The sequence below is a fragment of the Microcoleus sp. PH2017_24_DOB_U_A genome (genome assembly GCF_020738205.1).
In the GTDB taxonomy this organism is placed as follows: Bacteria; Cyanobacteriota; Cyanobacteriia; order Cyanobacteriales; family Microcoleaceae; genus Microcoleus.
In genome coordinates this window covers 16891-40212 of the sequence record NZ_JAEQCT010000126.1, presented here as the reverse complement: position 1 = coordinate 40212, position 23322 = coordinate 16891, and the positions used below count along the sequence as shown (strand labels likewise).

Sequence of the window (23322 nt, the reverse complement as noted above, 5' to 3'; positions counted from 1 at the left end):
AACTACGTACCTAAAAAATAATCCCGCAAAGGTATGTTGTTGCGCTTCAGCGCTCTTTATCTTATGTATGAAAGAGCGCTGAAGCGCAACTACGTACCTGACTGCGAACCTTTGTTCCTACTTTCCTACCGTGAAATACTCATTTTTAGCGTACACGCTAATTATGCAGTCGCCGACTTCAAAAAACATCCCCTCTTGCTCATCTTTAGAGAATTGCAAGTTGCCGTATTTAGCATTAATTTCCTCAGCAGTCGCCGCCTTCGCTTCCATTTCATCGGGAATAAGTCCGGTTGAACCGATGTAGAAAACTAGCGGCGAAACTTTCTCAGCATACACTTTTTCGGCGTAGGTTTCCAGTTGCTCGTTTGCACGGGTTAAAGCAGCGACAAATTCGTCTCGCTTGACATCTTCTTCCTGCCATTTTGCTTGCAGAAGCCGCAGCAAGCTGTCTGCACCAACTTTGGCGAAGGTAGCGCTAACAATTCCGTTATTCTCCAATCCCAAAAAGTCATCGAAAATTTGTTTCATTAAGTCGTCAACTTTGGTGATTTTGGTGCGGGATGAAACTGTTTTGTGTGCGAAGACGACAGGCTCATCTAAGGTGATGTGAAATGTCGGTTTTGCCAGCTTTTCGCCCGTGTTTTTGTGGTAAACTTCGTACAGGCGATCGAGAAATTTGTTGGCTGAGTGCAGTTTGGCGAAGTTGAGGATGTTTTTGCTGCCGATGTCGATTTTGTAGCTGACTCGCGAATCTACTGTACCATTCGCGATCGCACTTTTCAACTCTGTGTACTCCGTCGTCGTTGGAAAGTTGAGATAAAGGCTTTTCGACAGATAGTGCTGTTTCAACTCTTCCAACTGTTGAGCCGTATAACTCTCGGATGCTTCCTTCAAATGAGCCGAGAGAATGCTGGAGAGAATTTTAATGTTTGCGAGTTCCTCAAACACTCCGTCAAGGCTGCCGTAACGTCCGTCAAACGGCACTAGCGGCAAACTGTCTAAGTTAATATCGTACTCCGAATGGAAGTCAAAATCTCCCGCAGGCGAGCCGTCTTGTTGGAGGACACCGCATTTTTTGAGCAAATCAAACACTGCTTTGCTGCTGATTTTGGTTCGCAGCGACTTGATATTAACTTCGCCGTCGCTGACAATGGTATAGTTGTTGAAAGTATTCAGGTCTGTCACCAGAATTCCTGCCACTTCTGCGATCGCACTTCCATCCTCAACTTTTACCAGTTTAACTTTCCTGGTAATCAGCATATTGATGGTAGCGGTATTTTGATTGATCGCAAATGAACCCATCCGCACGTATTCGCCGCCATCTAAGAATTCTGTTTTCAGCCAAGGCTTGACAAGGTTGCCGTTTTCATCTCGCTTTCCTTCAACTCGCTTCAAACCTTTGCGCTGATAGTTTTCTTGCAAGTGTTTCAAGTTGATGATGATGCTGTTGCTGTTTTCCTCCAATATCTCGATCAACTCCAGCAGGGAAATTTTATCGCTGACTTTTACCCGATCGCCAATTTCATGATTTTGCAACACATCAGGCGCAAACACAGCCCGTTCCAAATCCTCCGTAAACTCGGCTAGTTGAGCATTTGTCAAAGCTTTCGCGTGTTTTTCCGTCAAAGTAGCATCGAAGGTACTCGCCAGCGCATACTTCGCCGTATTCAAATTGCCGTCAGCGAGGTTAGCTTTCGCAAAAGCAAACACCGACTCATCAGTTTGAGCAACCGGAACTTCTAATTTGTCATACTCATCTTTGGTGACTTGCTGATACTTGTAAAACAGTCCCGCATCGTCTGCTTTCAGCCCGCAGATTTTCAGCGTACTCGATGAACCGCTGATTTTTTTGCCAGTTTTGGAAACAAAAACTTGATAATCGTATTCCTTGATTAACGGTTCTTCCAGCGGTGGCGCCACCGAATCACCTAACAGTTTTGTGCTGTCGTACAGAGCATCATAAACCATTTTAACTTCGCCAGCGCGGATGCAATTTCCCGATAAAGTGTTGGCGATTTTTGAGAGCAGTTTGAAGTCAGCAGAAGCATAGGATATCGTGTTGGCAAACACATCCATGTCCTTAAGTTCGTTGCAGATTTCCGCTAGTTTTGCCGCTTCGGCATTAGGACTCGGGTCATTTGCATAACCGTCTGTGTGCAAGTTAATTGCTGTCACTTCTCCTGCTTTTACGAGAGATTTAGCAAGCTGCATCGACTGCGATATGCAGGTACAGCCAGCGGTTTGGATATTTTTAATTTGTTTGATGTATTGAGAATCAATCTTCGTCACTTCTTGAATGGGAATTCGCTGGAAGTGACAAATTACGTCTCCATTGTCAGCGTAGGAAATGAGGCTGACAATTAGTTGGTAATTGTTGTATTCGTCTAAAGTCAAAAGCTTGACTAGGGTTTCTTTCAGCGGTTTTAAGTCAGAATACATCGAGCCGGAGCGATCGATAATGATGATGCTGTGGGCGACGGATTTTTCGGGGATATCGCCTGGTGTTCTTTCGAGATTGAGGCGATCGACTAAATAGAATGCCTTTTCATTTCCGGCAAAATTGTAGAGGGTAAATTTGGTGCGATTATTCGAGGCTGCTTGGCTGCTGGAACTTTTGACCTGAGATGATTGTTTTGCTTGCCGTGCCATACTTTTCACTCGTGTTGATTTATTCCTCAACACTATCTTGACACGCCCTTTTGTCGGTGTCAAGGCCTGTTGAGGAAAATTATCTGCTAGGCTAAATAAGCATTAATGCTTAGCAACAGTTGCCAAAAGTAGTGTGCATCAAGGCCACAGAAACCGGGTTTTTTACCGAATCTGCGGGTAAAAACGAAATATTTTCGTAAAAACCCGGTTTCTGACCACCCGCGCCAGTCCTAAAATATTTAATCAATAATGCTTAATTTAGCAAATCCGCTGCTCAAACTCTATCTAAATCTAATCGGATGGGTAGCGTTTGGATTCATTCTCGGCCGCCTGCTACCGAGAAGTTATTCTACTTATTTAGCCAAGTTTCTGTTCTTTTTTGGCACACCGCTGAGCATTGTTGCTTTTATCCGGCGCGCCAATTTGTCTGGTCCTATTTTGATTGCACCGCTGATAGCTTGCGGGGCAATTCTAGCGGGTGGCGGACTTGCTTGGATTGCGATAAATTTCGGCTGGGGCGAGGAACGTCTCAAGACTATTAATCCAGGCAAAAATACCTCGGAAGCCAAAACTGCTTGGAGTTTGCCGACTCAAGGCAGTTTTTTATTAGCGGCGATGTTTGGTAATACGGGTTTTTTAGGCATTCCGATCACCTTGTCTTTGTTGGGCCCGGAACACTTTGCTTGGGGGTTGTTTTACGACTTGCTGGGCACTGGTACGGCAATCAATTTACTCGGAATTGCGATCGCCTCTGGCTGCGGTAACAGCCATCTACACCAGCATTGGTTAAGTCCCCTGCGGGCAATTTTGCAGAATCCGGCACTGTGGGCTCTGGGTATGGGATTTGTCTCGCGCAATTGGCCACTGCCGGCACCAATCGAAGATTTGTTAACAACAGGTGCTTGGGCTGTAATTAGTTTATCTTTGATTACGATCGGGATGCAGTTGAGCAAGTTGAATTCTTTGCACAATCTCAAACAAGTTTTGAGTTGTCTGTCAATTAAAATGCTGTTAATTCCCTTGGTATTTGGCGCGGGTTTAACGTTTGTTGGCATTACGGGCGCGCCGCGGCTTTCGCTGGTGCTGCAAATGGCAATGCCTCCGGCTTTTGGTACTACTTTGCTGGCTGAAGTTTTTAATCTCGATCGCGAATTGACCGTAACTGCGATCGGCATTGGCTGCGTTACGTTATTATTCACTATTCCAATCTGGATGCTGCTATTTAGTTTTTCATGAAAATAGAATCTGATTAGTTTAAGCAGCGCGTTGTTTTAGTGATATGAATCACAACAATTGAGCGATCTATGTCATGTTCATTTTACTTAACAATCATGGAAGTTGGAACTCTATTCCCTTCTGTTAAGCTACAAATAGCCTACGGATGAGGCAGATAATCAAAGTATGACAACTGAAAATTTTACATTCACAGGTTATGAAATTGTCGATCGCATTTACTCAGGCACTCGCACCCTAGTTTATCGAGGTTTCCGTACTAGCGACAAACAGCCAGTCGCCATCAAAGTCTTGTGCAGCAAGTATCCCAGCTTTAGCGAACTCGTGCAATTTCGCAATCAGTATACGATCGCCAAAAACCTCAATTTACCCGGAATCATCGAAACCTACAGCTTAAAAGCTTACCAAAACAGCTATGCGCTGGTAATGGAAGACTTCGGAGGAATCTCTCTGAAGGAATGGAGGGAACAAGCGGAAACTGCGCCGAATTTGAGGGATTTTCTGCAAATGGCGATCGACATCAGCAGTACATTAGATATACTCTGCCGCCACCGCATCATTCACAAAGACATTAAACCCGCCAATATTTTAATTAATCCAGAAACAAAACAACTCAAACTAATTGACTTTAGCATCGCATCTTTGCTGCCCAGGGAAACTCAAACCCTGATGAATCCTAACGTGCTGGAAGGGACACTCGGCTATTTGTCTCCCGAACAAACTGGAAGGATGAATCGCGGCATTGACTACCGCACTGATTTTTACTCTTTGGGCGTGACTTTCTATGAATTGCTGGCGGGAGAATTGCCGTTTCAATCCCACGATGTGATGGAATTGGTGCACTGTCATATTGCCAAGCAACCGCCATCGCTGCATGAAATTAAGCCGGAAATCCCGCAGGTACTCTCGGAGATTGTCAGCAAATTGATGGCCAAAAATGCTGAAAACCGCTATCAGAGCGCCTTAGGACTAAAATTTGATTTAGAATTGTGCTTGAGTCAACTAGAAGAAAGTGGTCAAATTGGAAGTTTTGCCATAGCCCAGAGGGATTTGTGCGATCGCTTTATCATACCAGAGAAGCTCTACGGGAGAGAAACCGAAGTAAAAACCCTACTCGAAGCCTTTGATCGGGTTGCATCCCCCCGAACCTCGGGGGGACAGAGGGGGGTCGAAATGATGTTAGTAGCTGGTTTTTCCGGGATTGGGAAAACAGTTGTAGTTAACGAAGTCCACAAACCAATTGTGCGGCAGCGGGGTTATTTCATCAAAGGGAAATTCGACCAATTTAACCGCAATATTCCATTTTCAGCATTTGTCCAAGCCTTGCGAGATTTAATGGGACAATTGCTATCAGAATCAGACGCTCAATTGCAAACGTGGACAGCTAAAATTCTCTCAGAAGTTGGAGACAACGGACAAGTTTTAATTGAGGTAATTCCCGAACTGGAACTGATTATTGGTGAGCAACCCGCAGCAACAGAACTATCAGGCAGTGCAGCACAAAATCGATTTAACTTATTATTCCAAAAATTTATTGGAGTTTTTACCACCGCAGAGCATCCGCTGGTGGTGTTTTTGGATGATTTGCAGTGGTCAGATTCGGCTTCACTTCAGTTGATCAAACTATTGATGAGTGACAATAGCTATTTACTGATGTTGGGAGCCTATCGAGACAATGAAGTTTCACCCATCCACCCATTTATATTGACCGTAGAAGAAATCAGAAAAGCGAACGCGATCGTTAACACAATTACTCTGGCACCGTTGGCGTTTAATGACACCAATCATCTGGTTGCCGATACATTGAATTGTTCGAGGGAACTGGCTCAACCGCTGACGGAGTTAATCGATCGCAAAACGAAAGGTAATCCCTTTTTTGCGACACAGTTTCTTAAAGCTCTGTATGAAGAGGGCTGCATCATGTTCGATCGCGATCACCGTTATTGGGAATGTGATATTGCCCAAGTGAATGCGCTGGCGCTTACTGATGATGTTGTTGAGTTTATGGCAGTGCAATTGCAGAAATTGCCCTTGGAGACACAACAGGTACTCAAATTAGCGGCTTGTGTGGGTAATCAGTTTGATTTGGGGACGTTGGCGATCGTCTCTGAGCAGTCTCAAACCGATGCCGCAACTGCATTGTGGAAAGCATTGCAAGAGGGCTTAATTCTACCGACGAGCCAAGTCTATAAGTTCTTTCAAGGTACAGAACAGTCAGCTTATCCGGAGTCTGTCAATCCAACGTATCGATTTTTGCACGATCGCATCCAACAAGCCGCCTATTCTCTGATTCCCGATGACCAAAAACAACAGTCACACTGGAAAATTGGTCACTTACTGTTAAAGAATCTGTCTCCGCAGGAACAAGTTGAACAGATTTTTGAGATCGTTAATCAACTGAATTTAGGGAGAACGACGATCTCCAATCCAGTCCAGAAATACCAACTGGCTAAGTTAAATCTGCAAGCTGGACAAAAGGCAAAAGTTTCAGCCGCCTATCAAGCGGCTCAGAATTATTGTGAAATTGGCATTGATTTATTAGCCGCTGAGTCTTGGCAGGTAGACTATGAATTAGCCTACGCCCTACATCGAGATGCCTCAGAAGCCGCTTATCTCTGTGGTAATTTCGACCAAGCAGAAACACTCTATGCGGTCACCCTGACCCAAGCCCAAACACCCCTAGACAAAGCGGTGATTTATCGGGTGCAGATGACTCAATACCAACTTCAGGGTCGCAATAAAGAAGCGATCGCCATTCAACGCCAAAGCCTCCAACTGCTGGGCTGGGGAATGCCCATAGAACCAGAAAGCATCCAAGCCAGCCTCGATGAACAAATTGCTGCGGTCAATCAATTCTTAGAACAGCAAGCAATTGAATCGATTCTTGGTTTGCCAAAGATGACGAATGACACCATTGCAGAAATGTTGAGGATATTACAAATTCTGTTCTATGCAGCATGGCTGGATGGTCAATCTACGTTGGCGCTACTTGCACTAGCTAAGATGACAACTTTGTCGTTACAGCACGGCAACAGCGATATGTCTCCCTTTGGCTATGTGGGTTACGGTCTAATCGCTAATGCCTTACTCAAAGATGCTGCCCAAGCTTATCAATTTGGTAATGTAGTGATACGACTTTGTGAACAATTTGATAATACTGATGTGCGGGGGATGACCAATTTCCTGTTTGCTGCCGATGTGCATAGTTGGAGTCGTCCCCTGCAAGCAGCCGATACCTACTATGACAATGCTTTTAAGTGTGGGATGGATGCTGGGAACTGGCTGACCGTAGGCTTCACGATCATCCAAAGTGGCTCCGATCGGTTGACCTATGGCAAAAACTTGAATGACCTGTATGCGATCGCCCAAACCCATACAGAGTTTCTTCGTCAGATTAAAAGTTTAGAGAATCTCGATGCCCTCACCGTTGGTGTGCTGCAACCCATTCGTCATCTTCTGGGGTTAACAACCACCCCCTTGAGCTTTGATGATGAAGGGTTCAGTGAAGCAGAGTATTTGCAAAAATATCACGACGCGCCCTATCATTTGGCATGGTTTTATTCGGTCAAAATTCGTCATGCTTTCCTGTTCAATCAACAAGCTACCTATCCAAAATTAATTCCTCAACTCCACATCATTGAGGAAACTGTTCCCAGCCATGCCAAAGTGCCGTCCAGTGTCTTTTATGTCATACTCATGCACTTGGCACTGATTGAGATTGCTGACGATGCTGCTGAGCGTCAGTCCCATTGGCAAGCCATCTTACCTCTGGAAGAACGGTTAACCCGTTGGCAGCAAGATTGTCCAGAAAATATTGAGCATAAGTGCCTTTTGATCCAAGCAGAAAAAGCCCGGCTCAACGGGCAAAAATCAGAAGCAATCGATTTGTATGACCAATCTATTGCCCAAGCTCAGACTCACGAGTATGGCTATGAAGCAGCCCTCGCCAACGAACTTGCTGCCAAGTTTTATCTAGACTGGGGTAAAGAAAAAATTGCCCAGGATTATTTGGCAAATGCCTACTACGGTTATGCACGCTGGGGTGCAAAAGCCAAAATTGATGACTTAGAACAACGCTATCCCGAACTTCTTGCTCCCATATTTCAGACCAAACAAAACCGTTCTGCAATCAGCGAAATTCGGCTACAAACCATCAATCAATCCTCAGTTTTACATCAAACCTTCCAAACAACTCAATCTAGCAGCAGTAGTATTTCCGAAGCCCTAGATTTAGACACTATTTTTAAAGCCTCCCAAGCTCTATCGAGTGAAATTGAATTAGAAAAATTGCAGGCGGCACTAATGTCTGTGTTGCTCGAAAATGCCGGGGCTACAAAAGCAGTTCTGCTGTTGGTTAAGCAGGGGAATCTCGCAGTCGAAGCTGTCGCCTCTATCAAGGAAAATGTCATCTCAATGTCTGTGCCGCTGTCAGCTAGTGCAGAGGTTCCTGCTGCTGCGGTTAACTACGTCAAGCGCACTTTGAAAACTGTTGTTTTGGATAATGCAGCAGCACAAAACGATTTTATGGCAGAGCCGTATTTGATGGAGCAAAAACCCAAAAGTCTTCTTTGCGGGCCGATTTTGCATCAAGGTAAATTAATTGGGTTGCTGTATCTAGAAAATAACTTGACTATTGGGGCATTTACTGGCGATCGCACTCAAGTCATCCAAATGTTGTGCGCCCAAGCAGCGATTTCGCTCGAAAATGCCCGCTTGTACCAACAATCTCAAGCTTATGCCCAAAAATTAGAACGATCGCTCTTTGACTTGCAACAAGCCCAGTTACAGCTCGTACAGAGCGAAAAAATGTCCGCCTTGGGCAATCTCGTCGCCGGAGTCGCCCACGAAATCAACAATCCTGTCGGCTTTATTAACGGCAATATTGACGAAGCAACGACTACCATCAAAGATGTGATTAACCACTTGAGATTATATCAAGAAAAGCTGCCAAATCCCGGCAAAGAAATCGAACAAGATGCTGAGGATATTGATTTGGAGTATGCCTTATCAGATTTGCCCAAGATGCTGTCATCAATGAAAGTAGGGTGCGATCGCATTCGCGGCATCAGCACCAGCCTCCGCACCTTCTCCAGGGCTGACAAAGACTACAAAGTTCCCTTTAATATTCATGATGGCATTGACAGTACGCTCTTAATTCTCAAACACCGGCTGAAAGCTAACGAACACCGTCCGGCGATCGAAGTTGTCACCGATTACGGAAATCTGCCTCAAATCGAATGTTTTCCCGGTCAACTGAACCAAGTTTTTATGAATTTGCTCAGCAATGCGATCGATGCCCTAGATGAATCAAATTATGGACGAAGTTTTGCGGCAATTGAAAACAATCCAAATCGGATTACTATTCGCACAATGGTAGAAGGTGAATCTGTGAAAATTGCGATCGCCGATAACGGCAAGGGAATGTCGTCCGAGGTAAAAGAGCGGATTTTCGACCATTTATTTACCACAAAAGCTGTGGGGCAAGGCACGGGATTGGGATTGGCGATCGCCCGTCAAATTATTGTCGAAAAACATGGCGGTAATATCACAGTTAATTCTACTCCAGGACAAAGTACAGAATTTATCATTACCCTTCCCATTTATGCGGGATAATATTTTTGACAAGTTGATGCCTAGAATGTTAAACATCAAGTAAATTACAGCATTTTTCAGGTATGTTCGGGACATACCAGAGGTAGGGACACGGCAATGCCGTGTCCCTACAGGCTATTGAATGTACTTCAGAAACCAGCAATCTACTGCAGATCGCGGATCGAAATGCGTCCTGAAATGTCAAGTCAAAAACCCAGTTTTCCATCGCGTCTGCGTAATTCCCGATCGTTTACAATACCAGCAACCGCAAGTTAAAATATCGATCGAGTTGGGATCTATATAAATTGTTCGGGCGAGGCGATCGAAGATATCGAAGTCGCCGGGGAACTTCAGGATGCAAATGCGACGGCTTTTAGCCGAGAAGTTATCCGCCTTGCTGAAGCTTGCGAACTCAAACAACTGCGGCTCTTCATTACTTGTTATGCTAAAAGTGTCCGTGAAGTTGGCTGAAACCCTTTCTGGTCAATAAGTCTATTCGTTATGGCTATCATTTGAGGTGCTGACTTTCGCGACCATCCACTAGAATCGTTGATTTTACAGGCAATTTATGATGTTTAATTAATAAATTAGCATAAAAGGTAATGAAGAGCCACAACTGCGAACATTTATCCAAAACTACCTCGCTTAATAGAAGCCGAAACCCATGCCATGCCAAACCCAACCGTTTATCTCGATCGTGGATGACAACGCTACTAACTTGTCTGTGTTTTCTGGTGCTTTGAAAACTGCTGGCTATCAAGAACGAAATACCAAATTTTAGAGTATCCTTGAAAAAAATCAAATTAGTAATCCTAGCAACTTGTAAGCGATCGTGACACTCAAAAAGTTAAATTACATTTTTTCTCAAACTTCCAGGCAAGTTTCCCTGCGAACAGTCTTAATTGTGCCTTTTGTACTGCAAATATTTGCTGCTGTAGGATTGGTTAGCTATCTGTCCTTGCGTAACGGGCAGAAAGCTGTTAATGATGTAGCGGCTCAACTGCGAAGCGAAGTTAGCGATCGAGTCAAAATGTATCTGGACAATTATCTAGAGAAACCTTTTCTGATTAACAGGCTGAATGCAGATGCGATTGCTCGCAGGGAATTGAGTTTCGATTTGAAGAAACAGAATCCAAAAGCCGATCGATTACTTTGGCAACAAATGCAGTTTTTTGATTATGTAAGCTGGATTTCTTTGTGTTCGGCGCAAGGAGATTTATTTGGAATTGAGCGGAGGGCTAAAGATAATTCACTGCAATTTTATATGAGTAACAGTAATACAGGCTTTTACCCTTATTTTTCCAAAATAGATGCTCGGGGAAATCGCACGGAAAATCTAGAAAAAAGTACCACAAAATTTAATCCTTATATCCGACCTTGGTTCATTAATGACGAACGGAAAAGAAAGCAGGCTTGGAGTGAAATTTATCCTGAATTTATTAGCCTCCAACCGCAGATAACTGCTATATCGCCTGTTTATAATGATAGCAGAAAAATTCAATATTTTATTGGTACTACTTTTTCGTTAAAAGCTATTAGTCAATTTCTAAATAATCTCAAAATCGGTCGGTCAGGGCAGGTTTTTATTATCGAAAAATCTGGATTTTTAGTAGCAAGTTCAACCAAACAGCAGCTATTTACATTAGAAAATCAAAAGGATGCAAAACCCCAACGCCTTAAAGCATTAGACAGTAAGGATAAGTTAATTAGCGCAACTGCTCAAAGTTTAACCAAAAAATTTGACAATTTGAGTAATATAAAACAGGAACAACAACTAGAATTCACCATCTCTGGTCAGCTACAATTTATTCAAGTTATGCCCTTCCAAGATGATTTTGGACTTGATTGGTTAGTAATTGTAGTAGTTCCAGAAGCAGATTTCATGGAGCAAATTAACTCCAATACTCAGACAACTATACTGTTGTGCATGGCAGCATTAATAGTAGCAACTGGGGTCTGTTTTGTCACTGCTCGATGGGTGACACAACCAATTCGCCGCCTCAATCAAGCATCTAAAGCTATTGCCCGAGGAGATTTAAGTCAGGCTGTAGATTTAGATCGCGCTGATGAATTAGGAGAATTAGCTATCTCATTCAATCAGATGGCAGGACAACTCAAAACCTCTTTCAATGAACTCGAACACCGAGTAGAAGAAAGAACAGCAGAATTAGTAATAGCTAAAGAAAAAGCCGACGTAGCCAATCAGGCAAAAAGCACATTTATTGCCAACATGAGCCACGAATTGCGCTCTCCCCTCAACGCCATTCTAGGCTTTTCTCAAATCATGACTCGCTCTCAAACTCTGCCTCCCGAACATCAAGAAAGTGTCGGCATCATCTCTCGCAGTGGCGAACACCTGCTCACCCTAATTAACAACGTCCTCGATCTGTCTAAAATCGAAGCAGGCAAAACCACTCTCAACCAAAAAAACTTCGACTTGCATCGGCTACTTGAGGACATACACGATATGTTTGAAATGAAGGCAGAAGAGAAAGGTTTGCAGTTACTCATGGAATCAGCACCCCATCTACCTCGCTACGTCCGTACCGATGACGTGAAATTGCGTCAAGTGCTGATTAACATCATTAACAACGCCATCAAATTTACTCAAGAAGGAGGTATTTCCGTCAGAGTAACCGTTAAAGAAACTGCCGACAAAACCCACACCATACATTTTGAAATCGAAGATTCAGGAGCCGGGATTGGGCCTGAAGAAATTGGGAATTTGTTTGAAGCTTTCACGCAAACAGAAACCGGAAAACAAGCTCAAGAAGGTACGGGTTTGGGCTTGCCTATCAGCAGCCAATTCGTGCGTCTCATGGGGGGAGATATTACAGTAAAAAGTGTAGTAGAACAAGGCACGAATTTCCTGTTTGATATTCAACTTACTGAGGTAGAAGCCAGCGATATTGTCGCCCAGCAACCGACTCGGCGCATCATAGCTCTAGAGCCAAATCAACCGCGATATCGGATTCTGATTGTGGACGACAAACCGACAAACCGTCAGTTATTAATTAAACTGCTATCTCCCTTGGGATTTGAACTTCAGGAAGCCTGTAACGGACAAGAAGCAGTGGCTATTTGGCAGGAGTGGGAGCCACATTTAATTTGGATGGATATGCGGATGCCTGTGATCGATGGTTACACGGCGACTAAAACAATTAAATCTTACACTAAAGGTCAAGCAACGGCAATTATTGCTTTAACTGCTAGCGTATTAGAAGAAGAGAGAGCCGTGGTACTAGCGGCGGGTTGCGATGATTTCTTGAGAAAACCGTTTCGAGAGCAAGAAATATTTATTGCCATGAATAAGCAGATAGGAGTGAAATATGTTTATGAAGATTTAAGTCATGAAAATGAGAAAATAAAAACTCCCAAAGTAATTTTAAATGTAGAGACGCTGGCAGAAATTCCCAGGGATATATTAGCTCAACTACAAGAGGCAGTGATGTTTTCAGATGAGGAGTTGATGGCTGAGTTGGTGCAACAAATAGCTAATCGCGATCGGTTTTTAGCTGAGGAACTCGGGAAGAGTTTGCATAACTTTGAATATGAGAAGATTTTGAACTTAATTGCGGCTGCTATATCCTAAAAGGAGTAAAATATGAACGAGAGTAAAGGTCAAATTTTTATTATTGATGATACACCCGCCAATTTACATCTGCTTGTCAATCTTCTCAAGGAAAAGGGCTACCTGACGCGAGCATTTCCCAGCGGCAAGTTAGCTTTAGCAGTTATTGAACAATCATCTCCTAGTTTGATTTTGCTGGATATTCAAATGCCACAAATGGATGGCTACGAAGTTTGTCAACATCTCAAAGCTAACGAATCAACTGCCGATATTCCGGTGATTTTCATCAGTGCTTTGGATGAAATGATGGATAAGGTGAAAGCTTTTAGTGTAGGTGGAGTGGACTACATCACGAAACCATTTCAAGCAGAGGAAGTTTTAGCTCGGATTTCTACTCATTTAGAACTCAGTCGCTTACAAAAACTATTGAAACAGGAAAATTCTCTACAAGCTCAACAACTAGCCGAACAGAATCGCCAACTCCAGTCGATGAATCAGGCATTAGAGCAAGCTAATCAAGAATTGAAACAACAATACGATCGACTTCACTCTGCTCAATTACAATTGGTACAAAGCGAAAAAATGTCAGCTTTGGGTAACTTGGTGGCTGGGGTTGCCCACGAAATTAACAATCCGGTTGGCTTTATTAGCGGCAACATTCAACACGCTTTAGACTACATCAAAGATTTGTTTGGCTTGCTCGATTTAGTCAAGCAAGAATCTGGTAGTTTCAGCGAGGCAATTCAAGAAGAAATAGCAGCGATCGATCTTGAATACATCCGCGAAGATTTACCGAAGTTAATTGATTCAATGCGAGAAGGAGCGCACCGGATTAAAGACATTAGCACGAGCTTGCGGACATTTTCTCGTGCCGATAGCGAGCTCCCCATTCCTTTCAACCTTCATGAAGGTATTGATAGCACTATTTTAATTTTAAAACATCGCCTCAAAGCGTCGGAAAATCGCCCGGAAATAGCAGTTGTTAAAAAATACGGTAAAATTCCTATGGTAGAATGCTATGCCGGACAGTTAAACCAGGTATTTATGAATATTTTGGCAAATGCGATCGAGGCTCTGGATGAATCAAATTTCGGACGCAGTTATGCCGATATTCAACTGGCTCCCAATCGAATTGTCATTACTACCTCTTTAGAAGATAAGAGCGTCAAAATTACGATCGCCGATAACGGCAAGGGAATGTCGTCCGAGGTAAAAAATCGCATCTTCGACCACCTGTTTACCACTAAGGGAGTGGGTAAAGGGACGGGGTTGGGATTGGCGATCGCCCGTCAAATCGTGGTCGAGACCCACGGCGGTACAATTGAGGTGAATTCCTATCTGGGAAAGGGGACTGAATTTGCGATCGTGTTACCTGTTAGCCAAGAAAGTCATTAGTCATTGGTCATTGGTCAGAAGTGCGATCGTCCCCCCCGAGCGAACATTCGTCATTCTTGACGATCGCGATTTTAAGCTCTTCTGCTTTGCGATTGGACTTTAAGTGCGAACGATCGAACCTATTTGCCACCACTCCAGACACTGGCAAAATTTCCGGCACTCCTGCGCCAGATTGCCAAAATCTCAACTATGCTAACGTAGGCGAGCAGCAATCCCTTGTCACGAAGGCGATTGACATACTTTAAACAATTTATTTTATTGAGGAGCGGTGTATCCCCTATGGCAAACCTGATCGGCATGGACAGCAACGACTTTATTCTAGGTACTCCGCAGGGCGATCGAATTCGCGGCTTAGATGGCGATGACACACTGCTGGGCGCGAATGGAGATGATACCGTAGAGGGCGACGCAGGCAAGGATCAGCTTCTCGGAGGCGATGGAGCAGATTCGCTGCTTGGGGGTGAAGGAAATGACGAGCTCATTGGCAACCAAGGCCGCGATTTTCTTTCCGGTGGCAATGGGGACGACTCGGTTCGCGGCGGTTTGGGTAACGATACTCTCGATGGCAACGACGGGTTAGACAGCTTGTTGGGAGATGCAGGGGACGACTTGGTTCGTGGTAACGGAGGCAATGATGTGATTGCCGGGGGTACTGGCAACGATACCCTCAGAGGGAATGACGGCGACGATTCCGTGTTCGGAAATAGTGATGATGACTATCTCTACGGGGATTTTGGGAACGATTCTCTCAACGGCGGTAGCGGGCGAGATCAACTGTTTGGCCTTGATGGCAACGACTATTTGGCCGGCAGTGACGGTGACGATACTTTGTATGGCAATGCTGGCAGAGATTCGCTCTTGGGAGAATCCGGCAACGACCAACTATTCGGCGGCAAGGCTGACGATACACTTTCTGGTGGCAGCGGTTTGGATACCATTCGCGGCGATCAAGGTGACGACTGCCTCATGGGAGATGAAGGTAATGATTTCCTATTTGGTGGCAAAGGTAATGATGTTCTCGACGGCGGTTTTGGCGATGATTCTTTGGCCGGAGGTCTGGGCGACGATACAATTTTGGGTAGTTTTGGCAATGACAATTTATTTGGGGCAGAGGGTAATGATTCTCTGGTTGGAGGTGAGGGTTCCGATACTCTAACTGGCGGTAGCGGCAGTGATATTTTTGGATTGGGAGCCGGCCCGGGAAGTTTGGTTTTAATTACTGATTACAATGAGGCTGAGGATTTCTTTGGGCTGCCGAGCAGTTTATCTTTCAGTCAATTGCAAGTTCGCCAAGGTAATGGTGCCAATCTCAGAGATACGGTAATTACGATCGACGGGAAGCTGTTAGCAATTTTGGTCAACACTCCGTCGGCGCTGATCGATGCCACTGATTTTATCAGTGTGAGTGGGACGTTTTCCCCCAGGCCGACGACTACGACGACTACGACTACGACTACTACGACTACTACGGGAACGGAAACGACTCCAACGCCGACGATTACGACTCCAACTCCGACGATTACGACTCCAACTCCGACGATTACGACTCCAACTCCGACGACTACGACTCCAACTCCGACGACTACGACTCCAACTCCGACGAACTCCAACTCCGACGACTACGACTCCAACTCCGACGACTACGACTCCAACTCCGACGACTACGACTCCAACTCCGACGACTACGACTCCAACTCCGACGGTTTCGAGGATTCCGACTGCGCCGACTGTTACCGTACCTGATTCAATGGTGTCTATTAAGTCGATCGCCCCGACGCCTACTCCAGGACTTTTGCCGATGCCCGGCCAGATGCCGGTATTTCCTGCGATGCTGCCGAGTCCGATACCCGTACCTCCTACACCTTTCGGGTTCTAGGTGCAACAGCGCCCTTCTGTGATGAGTTTTGAGTTAATGTCAACGTCACAAACTCAAAACTCATCACTATTTAAGGTCTTCCTCAGTCCCGGCCGAGTCATTTTCAGACTTGGCCGGATCATCTTCTAGTGGAGATAATTGTTGGGCGTACCCCAAGATCGATCGAAGTTTCATACGCTGGATGTAAGGCCAGCCGCCATTGGCTTCAATATTCCTGAGCAGTTTGTAAACTGCTTGGCGGTTGTCGGGAAAAGATGCTTGGAACAAACCGTCCCGAATTTCCTGGTGCGAAGCTTCCAGGGCCCGCAGCAGGGTCAAAAGCAGCACACTGTCTCCCTGACAACTTTCGGCTAAAGTCCGAATCGCCTCTGTCAGCGATTGCAGTTGAGACTGCAACTTTTCTGACTCTAAATTTTTGCCGTTGTCCATACCGCTGCTTCCTTTGAAATCTACAAGGCGTTTGTCCCCAGCCTTTTGGTGAGCCGACTAATCGAGCTAGTGGCGATCGCCATTCGGGGCCAATAAGCAACGTAACTTAAGTGGGTTGACGATCGCAAGATTTATTTCCAATCCAAGTCAGGAAAAGAGCACAACCCGTCGTACCATGTGTATTGGGCTGCGATCCGAACATGATTGAGAAATCATAAGTTCTTGCTTATTTTCACCGCACTAGCTCGATTTTTTGAGTGAAAGCCAGTGTCGGTGAAGCAAGCGATCTGGATCTAAATGCTGCTATGGCGCTGGCCTAGCCTGCCGGCGGGCAATTATATTTTGCTCGAACTAGGGCTTTTTCTTAATATAATCCGATGTTGGATATTGAGGTTGGAAATGAAATATCGTGCTTTAATTGTTGCACTTTTAGCATTTTGCATGAGTGCGCTGGTTGCTTGTTCTTCTGCTCCTACTGATACGACGGTGGCGACTACCGAGTTGCTCACCTACGACGAGATTAGAGGTACAGGATTGGCCAATAACTGCCCTAGCTTGGCAGAAACTTCTCGGGGATCGATCCCCATTGAAGCGGGTGGCACCTATAAACTGGCTGGTATGTGTTTGCAGCCCACAACTTACTTTGTGAAGGAAGAAGCAGCCAACAAACGCCAAGAGGCAGAATTTGTGCCTGGTAAATTGTTGACACGGTTCACGTCGAGCATTGACCAAGTTCAAGGTACGCTCAAGGTTGGTAATGACGGTACTCTGACTTTTACAGAAGAGGACGGCTTGGACTTTCAAGCAATTACAGTTCAGTTACCGGGTGGAGAGCAAGTACCTTTCTTGTTCACCATTAAAGAGTTAGTGGCTACTTCCGATCCGGGAGTCGTTGCGCTCAATACTTCTACCGATTTTCAAGGGGAATTTAACGTTCCTTCTTACCGCAGCGCAGGCTTTTTAGATCCTAAAGGTCGCGGTGTATCGACGGGCTACGACAATGCTGTCGCGTTGCCGGCTACTGACAATTCCAAGCTGAAACGCTCTAATGTTAAGTTAGCTGACACCCGTACCAAGGCTGGCAAAATTTCTCTCCAAATTGCTAAGGTCAACAGCGCTACTGGCGAAATTGGGGGGATTTTTGAAAGCGTGCAGCCTTCTGATACTGATTTGGGAGCTAGACCTGCTCTGGACGTGAAAATTCGTGGTTTGTTTTACGCTCGGATTGAGCCTTCTGTTTCGTAAAATTGTCTTTCTGGATCGATCCTCTGCGAGGGCTTCGCCAACGAACTTGAGCAGTTTTTTGTCCTAAAGCTACTGCTCGCCTTTCATTAGTCAACAGTCTTTAGAAAGATAACTGAAGACTGTTGACTAATGACTAAATCTATGCTTAAAGTGTTATTGAGTTGCCAGTTATTAAATTAGGATTTTTGATTAATTGAAGTATTGCGTTTAAACAAATTTGCCACTACAATATGGTGTGAAAAATAAACATCATTCAATTGACAGTTGACAGTTGACAGTTGACAGTTGACAGTTGACAGTTTAAGAGCGACCTCTACCTAGAAGTAAGAGGATTGGAGTAATGAATAGTCTGATTTTAATTTCTCCCGATTAGGCGGGCGGGCTTTCAACCAATTCTTTCTGGTAAAATACGGATTTTGCTGAACACTTCTGGGATGACCCCGACCAAAAACGGAAGCCCTGACGATCGCTTAAAGTCGATCGCCAAATTTTAGACCCAAATAGAAGCTCCTAAATTAATCTGTGGAGTAAATTTAAAATCTAAAATTTAAAATTGACTAATTCCCTCAAATCCATGCACAGTCCCAAATTTTGACTGGTGTGTCTGCTGTCACAGATATATAAGTGCTAGGATTACACCACAGCAAGATTAATTTTTTTAGACTAGATTAAAAACTAGGTCTAAAGCAACATCAGTCCCCTGCTCTACCAACCTTTATGCAACCATGTCTACCACAATCCCCAACGAGCTAAAAAGCGAAAATTTGCAATTGTTGCGCGAGTACCAACATTCTGGCTCGAATGAAGTCCGCAATCAGTTAGTTCAACTGAATATTGGACTGGTGCGAAAAGAAGTTTACCACTGGATCAATCAGTGCGGTGAAAGCTACGATGATTTGCAGCAAGTTGGGTGTATTGGGTTGATTAGGGCGATCGAGCGATTTGATATCTCGAAGGGACACGCTTTTAGTTCCTTTGCAATTCCCTACATTCGCGGCGAAATTCAACACTACTTGCGGGACAAAAGCCCTTCTGTGCGAGTTCCCCGCCACTGGTTGGCCCTGGAACGCAAGTCTGTCGCAGCGATCAAGGATTTGCAGGTACAGTTCAACCGCAAACCTACGGATGCTGAAGTAGCAGCAGTGCTTGAGGTTTCTGTGGCAGAATGGCAAGAAATTAAGTTAGCGCATCTCAACCGATCGCCTTTAAGTTTAGACGCGCCAGTGCAAGATGAAGATGAGGGCGCGACTTGTCTGGGAGAATTGGTGCCCGATAGCAAGTATCGGAGTTTTCAGTTGGCGCAAGAGGATCAAATTCGCGTACAGCAAGCTTTGGCGATGTTGGAACAACGGACTCGGGAGATATTGGAGTTTGTTTTTCTGTACGATTTGACGCAGAAGGAAACGGCCGAACGCTTGGGTATCAGCGCGGTGACTGTTTCTCGGCGAGTCAAGAAGGGACTGGATTTGCTAAAGGAAATTATGACCAAACAGCTTTAGACAGTTGACAGTTGACAGTTGACAGTTGACAGTTGAGAGGAAAGCAGTTACTACTAATGACTACTGACTAATGATAAGGTTCGCGAGCGGGGACGCTCGCACTAATGACTGCTGACAACCGCCAACAGCCAACTGACTACTGCCAACTAACAAATGACAACTGACTAATTTTTAGATGCTTCGGACAAATTTATCGAGCCTTTCTACAGCTTTTTTAATTGTGCCTAAATCGGTGGCATAAGACAAGCGAATGTGGTCGTCTGCACCAAACGCAATCCCTGGAATAACTGCTACTTGATGCTGTTCTAAGAAAGCATCACAAAATTGCAGAGAAGTCATTCCAGTTTTGCTGATATTGACAAACATATAGAAAGCGCCGTCTGGTTTGATGCAGCTAATTCCAGGGATCGCCTCAAGCAATTCAAATATTACTTCACGCCGATCGGCAAAAGCTAACCGCATTTTTTCCACAGACTCTTGGCTGCTTTCCAAAGCTGCGATCGCGCCGTACTGTGCAAAAGTACACACGTTTGAGGTACTGTGTCCTTGAATGGTGCTGGTGGCTTTAATTAATTCGATCGGCCCGGCCAAATAGCCAATCCGCCAGCCTGTCATTGAGTAACCTTTTGCAAAACCGCTGCTAATGATGGTGCGATCGAAGATTTCTTTGCCCAGGGAACCGATGCTGACGTGTTTGGCGCCGTCATATATAATTTTTTCGTAAATCTCGTCAGAAACGACTAAAATATCTCGATCGACTATCACCTGGGCCAGCGCTTTAATTTCCGCTGGAGTGTACACCATTCCCGTCGGGTTAGAAGGCGTATTCAGCACGAATAACTTGGTTTTGGGAGTAATCGCTGCACTCAGTTGTTCCGGTGTAATTTTATATCCTGTAGAAGCATCTGTCCGTACAATTACGGGCTTACCGCTGGCGAGTTTGACCATTTCTGGATAGCTGAGCCAGTAGGGAGCCGGAATAATTACTTCATCTCCAGGCTCGATCAGAGCCATCATCAGATTGTAGAGGGAGTGCTTGCCGCCGTTGGTGACAATGATATTTTCCGGTTGATAGTGGAGATTGTTGTCGTTGCGGAGTTTGCGGGCGATCGCAGCTTTCAACTGCGCTTCCCCAGCCACCGGGCCGTACTTAGTCTTCCCCGCATCCAAAGCTTGCTTTGCCGCCGCTTTAATGTGTTCGGGGGTATCAAAGTCGGGTTCTCCGGTGCTCAAACTACATACATCAATCCCTTCGGCCCTCATAGCTTTTGCCTTAGCTGCGATCGCCAAGGTTATGGAAGGAGGAACCTCACCCACTCGTGCTGCCAACTTGATCATTGGATTTTAGATATTATATTTTTGACTTTAGATCATAGGTTGACAAATCTTGATATTCAACCCTGTCGTTAGGAAATTATGACATTTGTTTACATATAGTGAATCTAAAATCTAAAATCTAAAATTTAAAATCGATTGACGTTATGATTGTAGCATTTTTGATGCCTCGTTACCCTCAACGCCGATCTGCAAGCTTATGGATCTCAAATCTCTGATTCGCGACATTCCTGATTTCCCCAAGCCGGGAATTATGTTTCGAGACATTACAACTTTGCTCTGCAACCCGCAAGGACTGAGCTACACTATTGACAGTTTAGCTGAAAAATGCTCTGAAATGTCTGCTGACTATGTGGTGGGCATGGAATCGCGGGGCTTTATCTTTGGCACGCCTTTGGCTTATAAAATGGGAGTGGGCTTTATTCCTGTCCGCAAACCGGGAAAACTGCCTGGAGAAGTTCTTTTTGCTGAGTACGAGTTGGAGTACGGTGTCGATCGACTGGAAATGCACCGAGATGCGATGAAATCCGGCAGCCGGGTGCTGGTTGTGGACGATTTGATCGCCACTGGCGGAACAGCGGCCGCGACGGCTAATTTGTTGCAGCAAGCGGGCTGCGAGCTTGTCGGTTTTGCTTTTGTGATTGAATTGCTGGCTTTGGGCGGGAGGCAGAAATTGCCGGATGTGCCGATCGTCTCGCTAGTCGAATATTAGTCAGTAGTCAGTTGACAGTTGACAGTTGACAGTTGTCAGTTGTCAGTTGTCAATTGTCAATTGTCCGATCAATTGACCGTAATAAAAGAGGTTTGTAGTGAGGACTTTAGTCCGCATTCTTAAACCCGCAAGCCACGACTTCTGTCATTACTGCAAACATATAGGGATCGTATGAGCTGCGATCGATGCTTCACAAACAATTAATCAATCAAAAATCCCAAATTCTCAATCTAAAATCTAAAATCTAAAATCTAAAATGGTATGACTTCTATTAAATCTAATCGAAACTGGCGAATGTTGAATTCTTTATTTGGCAGCGAGACATTTACTTATGTTGTCAAACGACTGTTGCAGGCACTTTTAACCCTATTCTTAGCATCGGCTCTGTGTTTTGCAATTATTGAGCTCGCACCAGGAAATTACTTAGATACTTTGAGTCAAAATCCGAAGATTTCGCCGGAAACACTCAAGCAACTCGAACAGCAATTCGGCTTGGATAAACCAGCGATTGTGCAGTATGGGCTGTGGCTGAAACAAATTCTGACACAGGGGAATTTTGGCACGAGCTTTGTGTATCAGCGATCCGTAGCGTCGCTGCTGTGGGAAAGAGTACCGGCGACGTTGTTGATGGCGATCGCATCTTTGATTGTAACTTGGGCGATCGCACTGCCTTTGGGAATTGTCGCGGCCGTTAATCAGAATAAAACTGTCGATCGGGTTTTGCAAGTAGTCAGCTACACGGGCCAGGGTTTTCCCAGCTTTATCACAGCTTTGCTGCTGCTATTTTTTGCTCAAAATACTTCGCCCCTTTTCCCAGTCGGAGGAATGACAAGCATCGATCATGCAGACTTACCGTGGTGGGGTCAAATCCTCGATTATTGCTGGCACTTAATTTTGCCAACAGTCGCCCTCAGCGTCACAGGTTTTGCTGGCTTACAAAGATTGATGCGCGGACAATTGTTAGACGTGCTGCGTCAAGATTATATCCGAACTGCACGGGCTAAAGGTTTGCCGGACAATCGAGTAATTTACATTCACGCTCTGCGGAATGCGATTAATCCGTTGGTGACGTTATTAGGTTTTGAGTTTGCTAGTTTGTTGAGCGGTGCGTTTATTGCGGAATTTTTCTTTAATTGGCCTGGTTTGGGTAAGCTGACTTTGGAAGCGGTGAACAATCAAGACTTGTATTTGGTAATGGCGAGTTTGATGATGGGCGCTACGATGTTGATTGTTGGTAATTTGTTTGCGGATTTGTTGCTGAAGGCGATCGATCCGAGGATTAAATTGGAAGATTTGAAGTGATAGAATCATATTTGACTATAAATTTGATTCTCGTTAAATTCTGTTGTGACACAATCATTTTCAAATAATGTTCCTAGCCCTCGCTTTTCCAATCAGTCCCCCGCGACGCTAAATGATGAACTTCGATCGGCAGATGAGTTAGGCATCAGGCCCATTAAAGTGGGGGAAGCAGGATTTGACGATATAATTAATGAAGGGACTGTCAAATGGGCAGTGACAACAAACCCAGAACTCCTTGTAATTCCGAAATTTTTAGATGTTAACAATGAAATTTACCATACGGTTATAACTCGCGGTCAGCCTGTTTTGGCTGCGGGAGAAGCCGAGATAGTCGGCAGCAACGGTTTATATATTTTGCTAACAATCAGCAATCACAGCGGGCATTTTAGACCCAATTCAGAGAGCTTAGAAGTAGGAATTACAGCCTTTAGGCAGCAAGGAGTTGATACAAGTAATGCTGATATCGAATATGTGGAGTAGATAA

General features: G+C 44.8%; 16 protein-coding genes. 12 read left to right on the top strand and 4 right to left on the bottom strand.

The features are described from left to right. Window positions 1-117: 117 nt before the first annotated feature. The gene (locus JGK07_RS28965) at window positions 118-2649 is read right to left on the bottom strand and encodes a VWA domain-containing protein (RefSeq protein WP_293225740.1); all 2532 of its coding nucleotides are present in this window, start codon (window positions 2647-2649) and stop codon (window positions 118-120) included. Between the two features lie 249 nt (window positions 2650-2898). Between JGK07_RS28965 and JGK07_RS28960 the strand changes: the two genes are divergently transcribed. Both JGK07_RS28960 and JGK07_RS28955 read left to right on the top strand, forming a co-directional pair. Beyond that, a complete protein-coding gene (locus JGK07_RS28960; RefSeq protein WP_293197240.1) occupies window positions 2899-3885 on the top strand; it encodes an AEC family transporter in 987 nt (328 codons plus the stop codon). Window positions 3886-4050: 165 nt separating this feature from the next. Then, entirely contained in the window at window positions 4051-9495 is a 5445-nt protein-coding gene (locus JGK07_RS28955) for an ATP-binding sensor histidine kinase (RefSeq protein WP_293225742.1), read from the top strand. Window positions 9496-9675: 180 nt separating this feature from the next. Here JGK07_RS28955 and JGK07_RS28950 read toward each other — a convergent pair whose 3' ends face one another. Further along, window positions 9676-9894: a hypothetical protein gene (locus JGK07_RS28950; RefSeq protein ID WP_293179744.1), complete on the bottom strand. Its 219-nt coding sequence runs from the start codon at window positions 9892-9894 to the stop codon at window positions 9676-9678. Window positions 9895-10306: 412 nt separating this feature from the next. Here JGK07_RS28950 and JGK07_RS28945 point away from each other — a divergent pair, with 412 nt between their 5' ends. Genes JGK07_RS28945 through JGK07_RS28925 form a run of 5 tightly spaced genes read left to right on the top strand, consistent with a single transcriptional unit; the run spans window position 10307 to window position 16316 of the window. Continuing rightward, window positions 10307-13066: a hybrid sensor histidine kinase/response regulator gene (locus JGK07_RS28945; protein WP_293179747.1), complete on the top strand. Its 2760-nt coding sequence runs from the start codon at window positions 10307-10309 to the stop codon at window positions 13064-13066. A 12-nt stretch (window positions 13067-13078) separates the two neighbouring features. After that, complete coding sequence (locus JGK07_RS28940; RefSeq protein WP_293179750.1) at window positions 13079-14440, top strand: response regulator; 1362 nt, start codon at window positions 13079-13081, stop codon at window positions 14438-14440. Between the two features lie 20 nt (window positions 14441-14460). After that, complete coding sequence (locus JGK07_RS28935) at window positions 14461-14685, top strand: hypothetical protein (RefSeq protein WP_293179753.1); 225 nt, start codon at window positions 14461-14463, stop codon at window positions 14683-14685. Window positions 14686-14719: 34 nt separating this feature from the next. Beyond that, on the top strand, window positions 14720-16183 hold the full coding sequence (locus JGK07_RS28930) for a calcium-binding protein (protein WP_293291154.1): 1464 nt from the start codon (window positions 14720-14722) through the stop codon (window positions 16181-16183). A gap of 4 nt (window positions 16184-16187) precedes the next feature. Continuing rightward, window positions 16188-16316 (top strand): hypothetical protein, encoded by a 129-nt coding sequence (locus tag JGK07_RS28925; protein ID WP_293275184.1) that lies wholly within the window; start codon window positions 16188-16190, stop codon window positions 16314-16316. Window positions 16317-16382: 66 nt separating this feature from the next. Here JGK07_RS28925 and JGK07_RS28920 read toward each other — a convergent pair whose 3' ends face one another. Next, window positions 16383-16745, bottom strand: a complete 363-nt coding sequence (locus tag JGK07_RS28920) for a hypothetical protein (RefSeq protein WP_293179759.1) — start codon at window positions 16743-16745, stop codon at window positions 16383-16385. Between the two features lie 399 nt (window positions 16746-17144). Between JGK07_RS28920 and JGK07_RS28915 the strand changes: the two genes are divergently transcribed. Beyond that, window positions 17145-17990 (top strand): photosystem II manganese-stabilizing polypeptide, encoded by an 846-nt coding sequence (locus tag JGK07_RS28915; RefSeq protein ID WP_293179762.1) that lies wholly within the window; start codon window positions 17145-17147, stop codon window positions 17988-17990. Window positions 17991-18715: 725 nt separating this feature from the next. Beyond that, window positions 18716-19489, top strand: a complete 774-nt coding sequence (locus tag JGK07_RS28910; protein WP_293179764.1) for an RNA polymerase sigma factor SigF — start codon at window positions 18716-18718, stop codon at window positions 19487-19489. A 171-nt stretch (window positions 19490-19660) separates the two neighbouring features. Here JGK07_RS28910 and JGK07_RS28905 read toward each other — a convergent pair whose 3' ends face one another. Beyond that, the gene (locus tag JGK07_RS28905; protein ID WP_293179767.1) at window positions 19661-20827 is read right to left on the bottom strand and encodes a pyridoxal phosphate-dependent aminotransferase; all 1167 of its coding nucleotides are present in this window, start codon (window positions 20825-20827) and stop codon (window positions 19661-19663) included. A gap of 196 nt (window positions 20828-21023) precedes the next feature. Here JGK07_RS28905 and JGK07_RS28900 point away from each other — a divergent pair, with 196 nt between their 5' ends. From JGK07_RS28900 to JGK07_RS28890, 3 genes are all read left to right on the top strand, one after another. Then, the gene (locus JGK07_RS28900) at window positions 21024-21536 is read left to right on the top strand and encodes an adenine phosphoribosyltransferase (RefSeq protein ID WP_293212581.1); all 513 of its coding nucleotides are present in this window, start codon (window positions 21024-21026) and stop codon (window positions 21534-21536) included. Window positions 21537-21797: 261 nt separating this feature from the next. Beyond that, on the top strand, window positions 21798-22838 hold the full coding sequence (locus JGK07_RS28895; protein WP_293193045.1) for an ABC transporter permease: 1041 nt from the start codon (window positions 21798-21800) through the stop codon (window positions 22836-22838). Window positions 22839-22883: 45 nt separating this feature from the next. After that, complete coding sequence (locus JGK07_RS28890; protein ID WP_293193047.1) at window positions 22884-23318, top strand: hypothetical protein; 435 nt, start codon at window positions 22884-22886, stop codon at window positions 23316-23318. The last annotated feature ends 4 nt before the right edge of the window (window positions 23319-23322 follow it).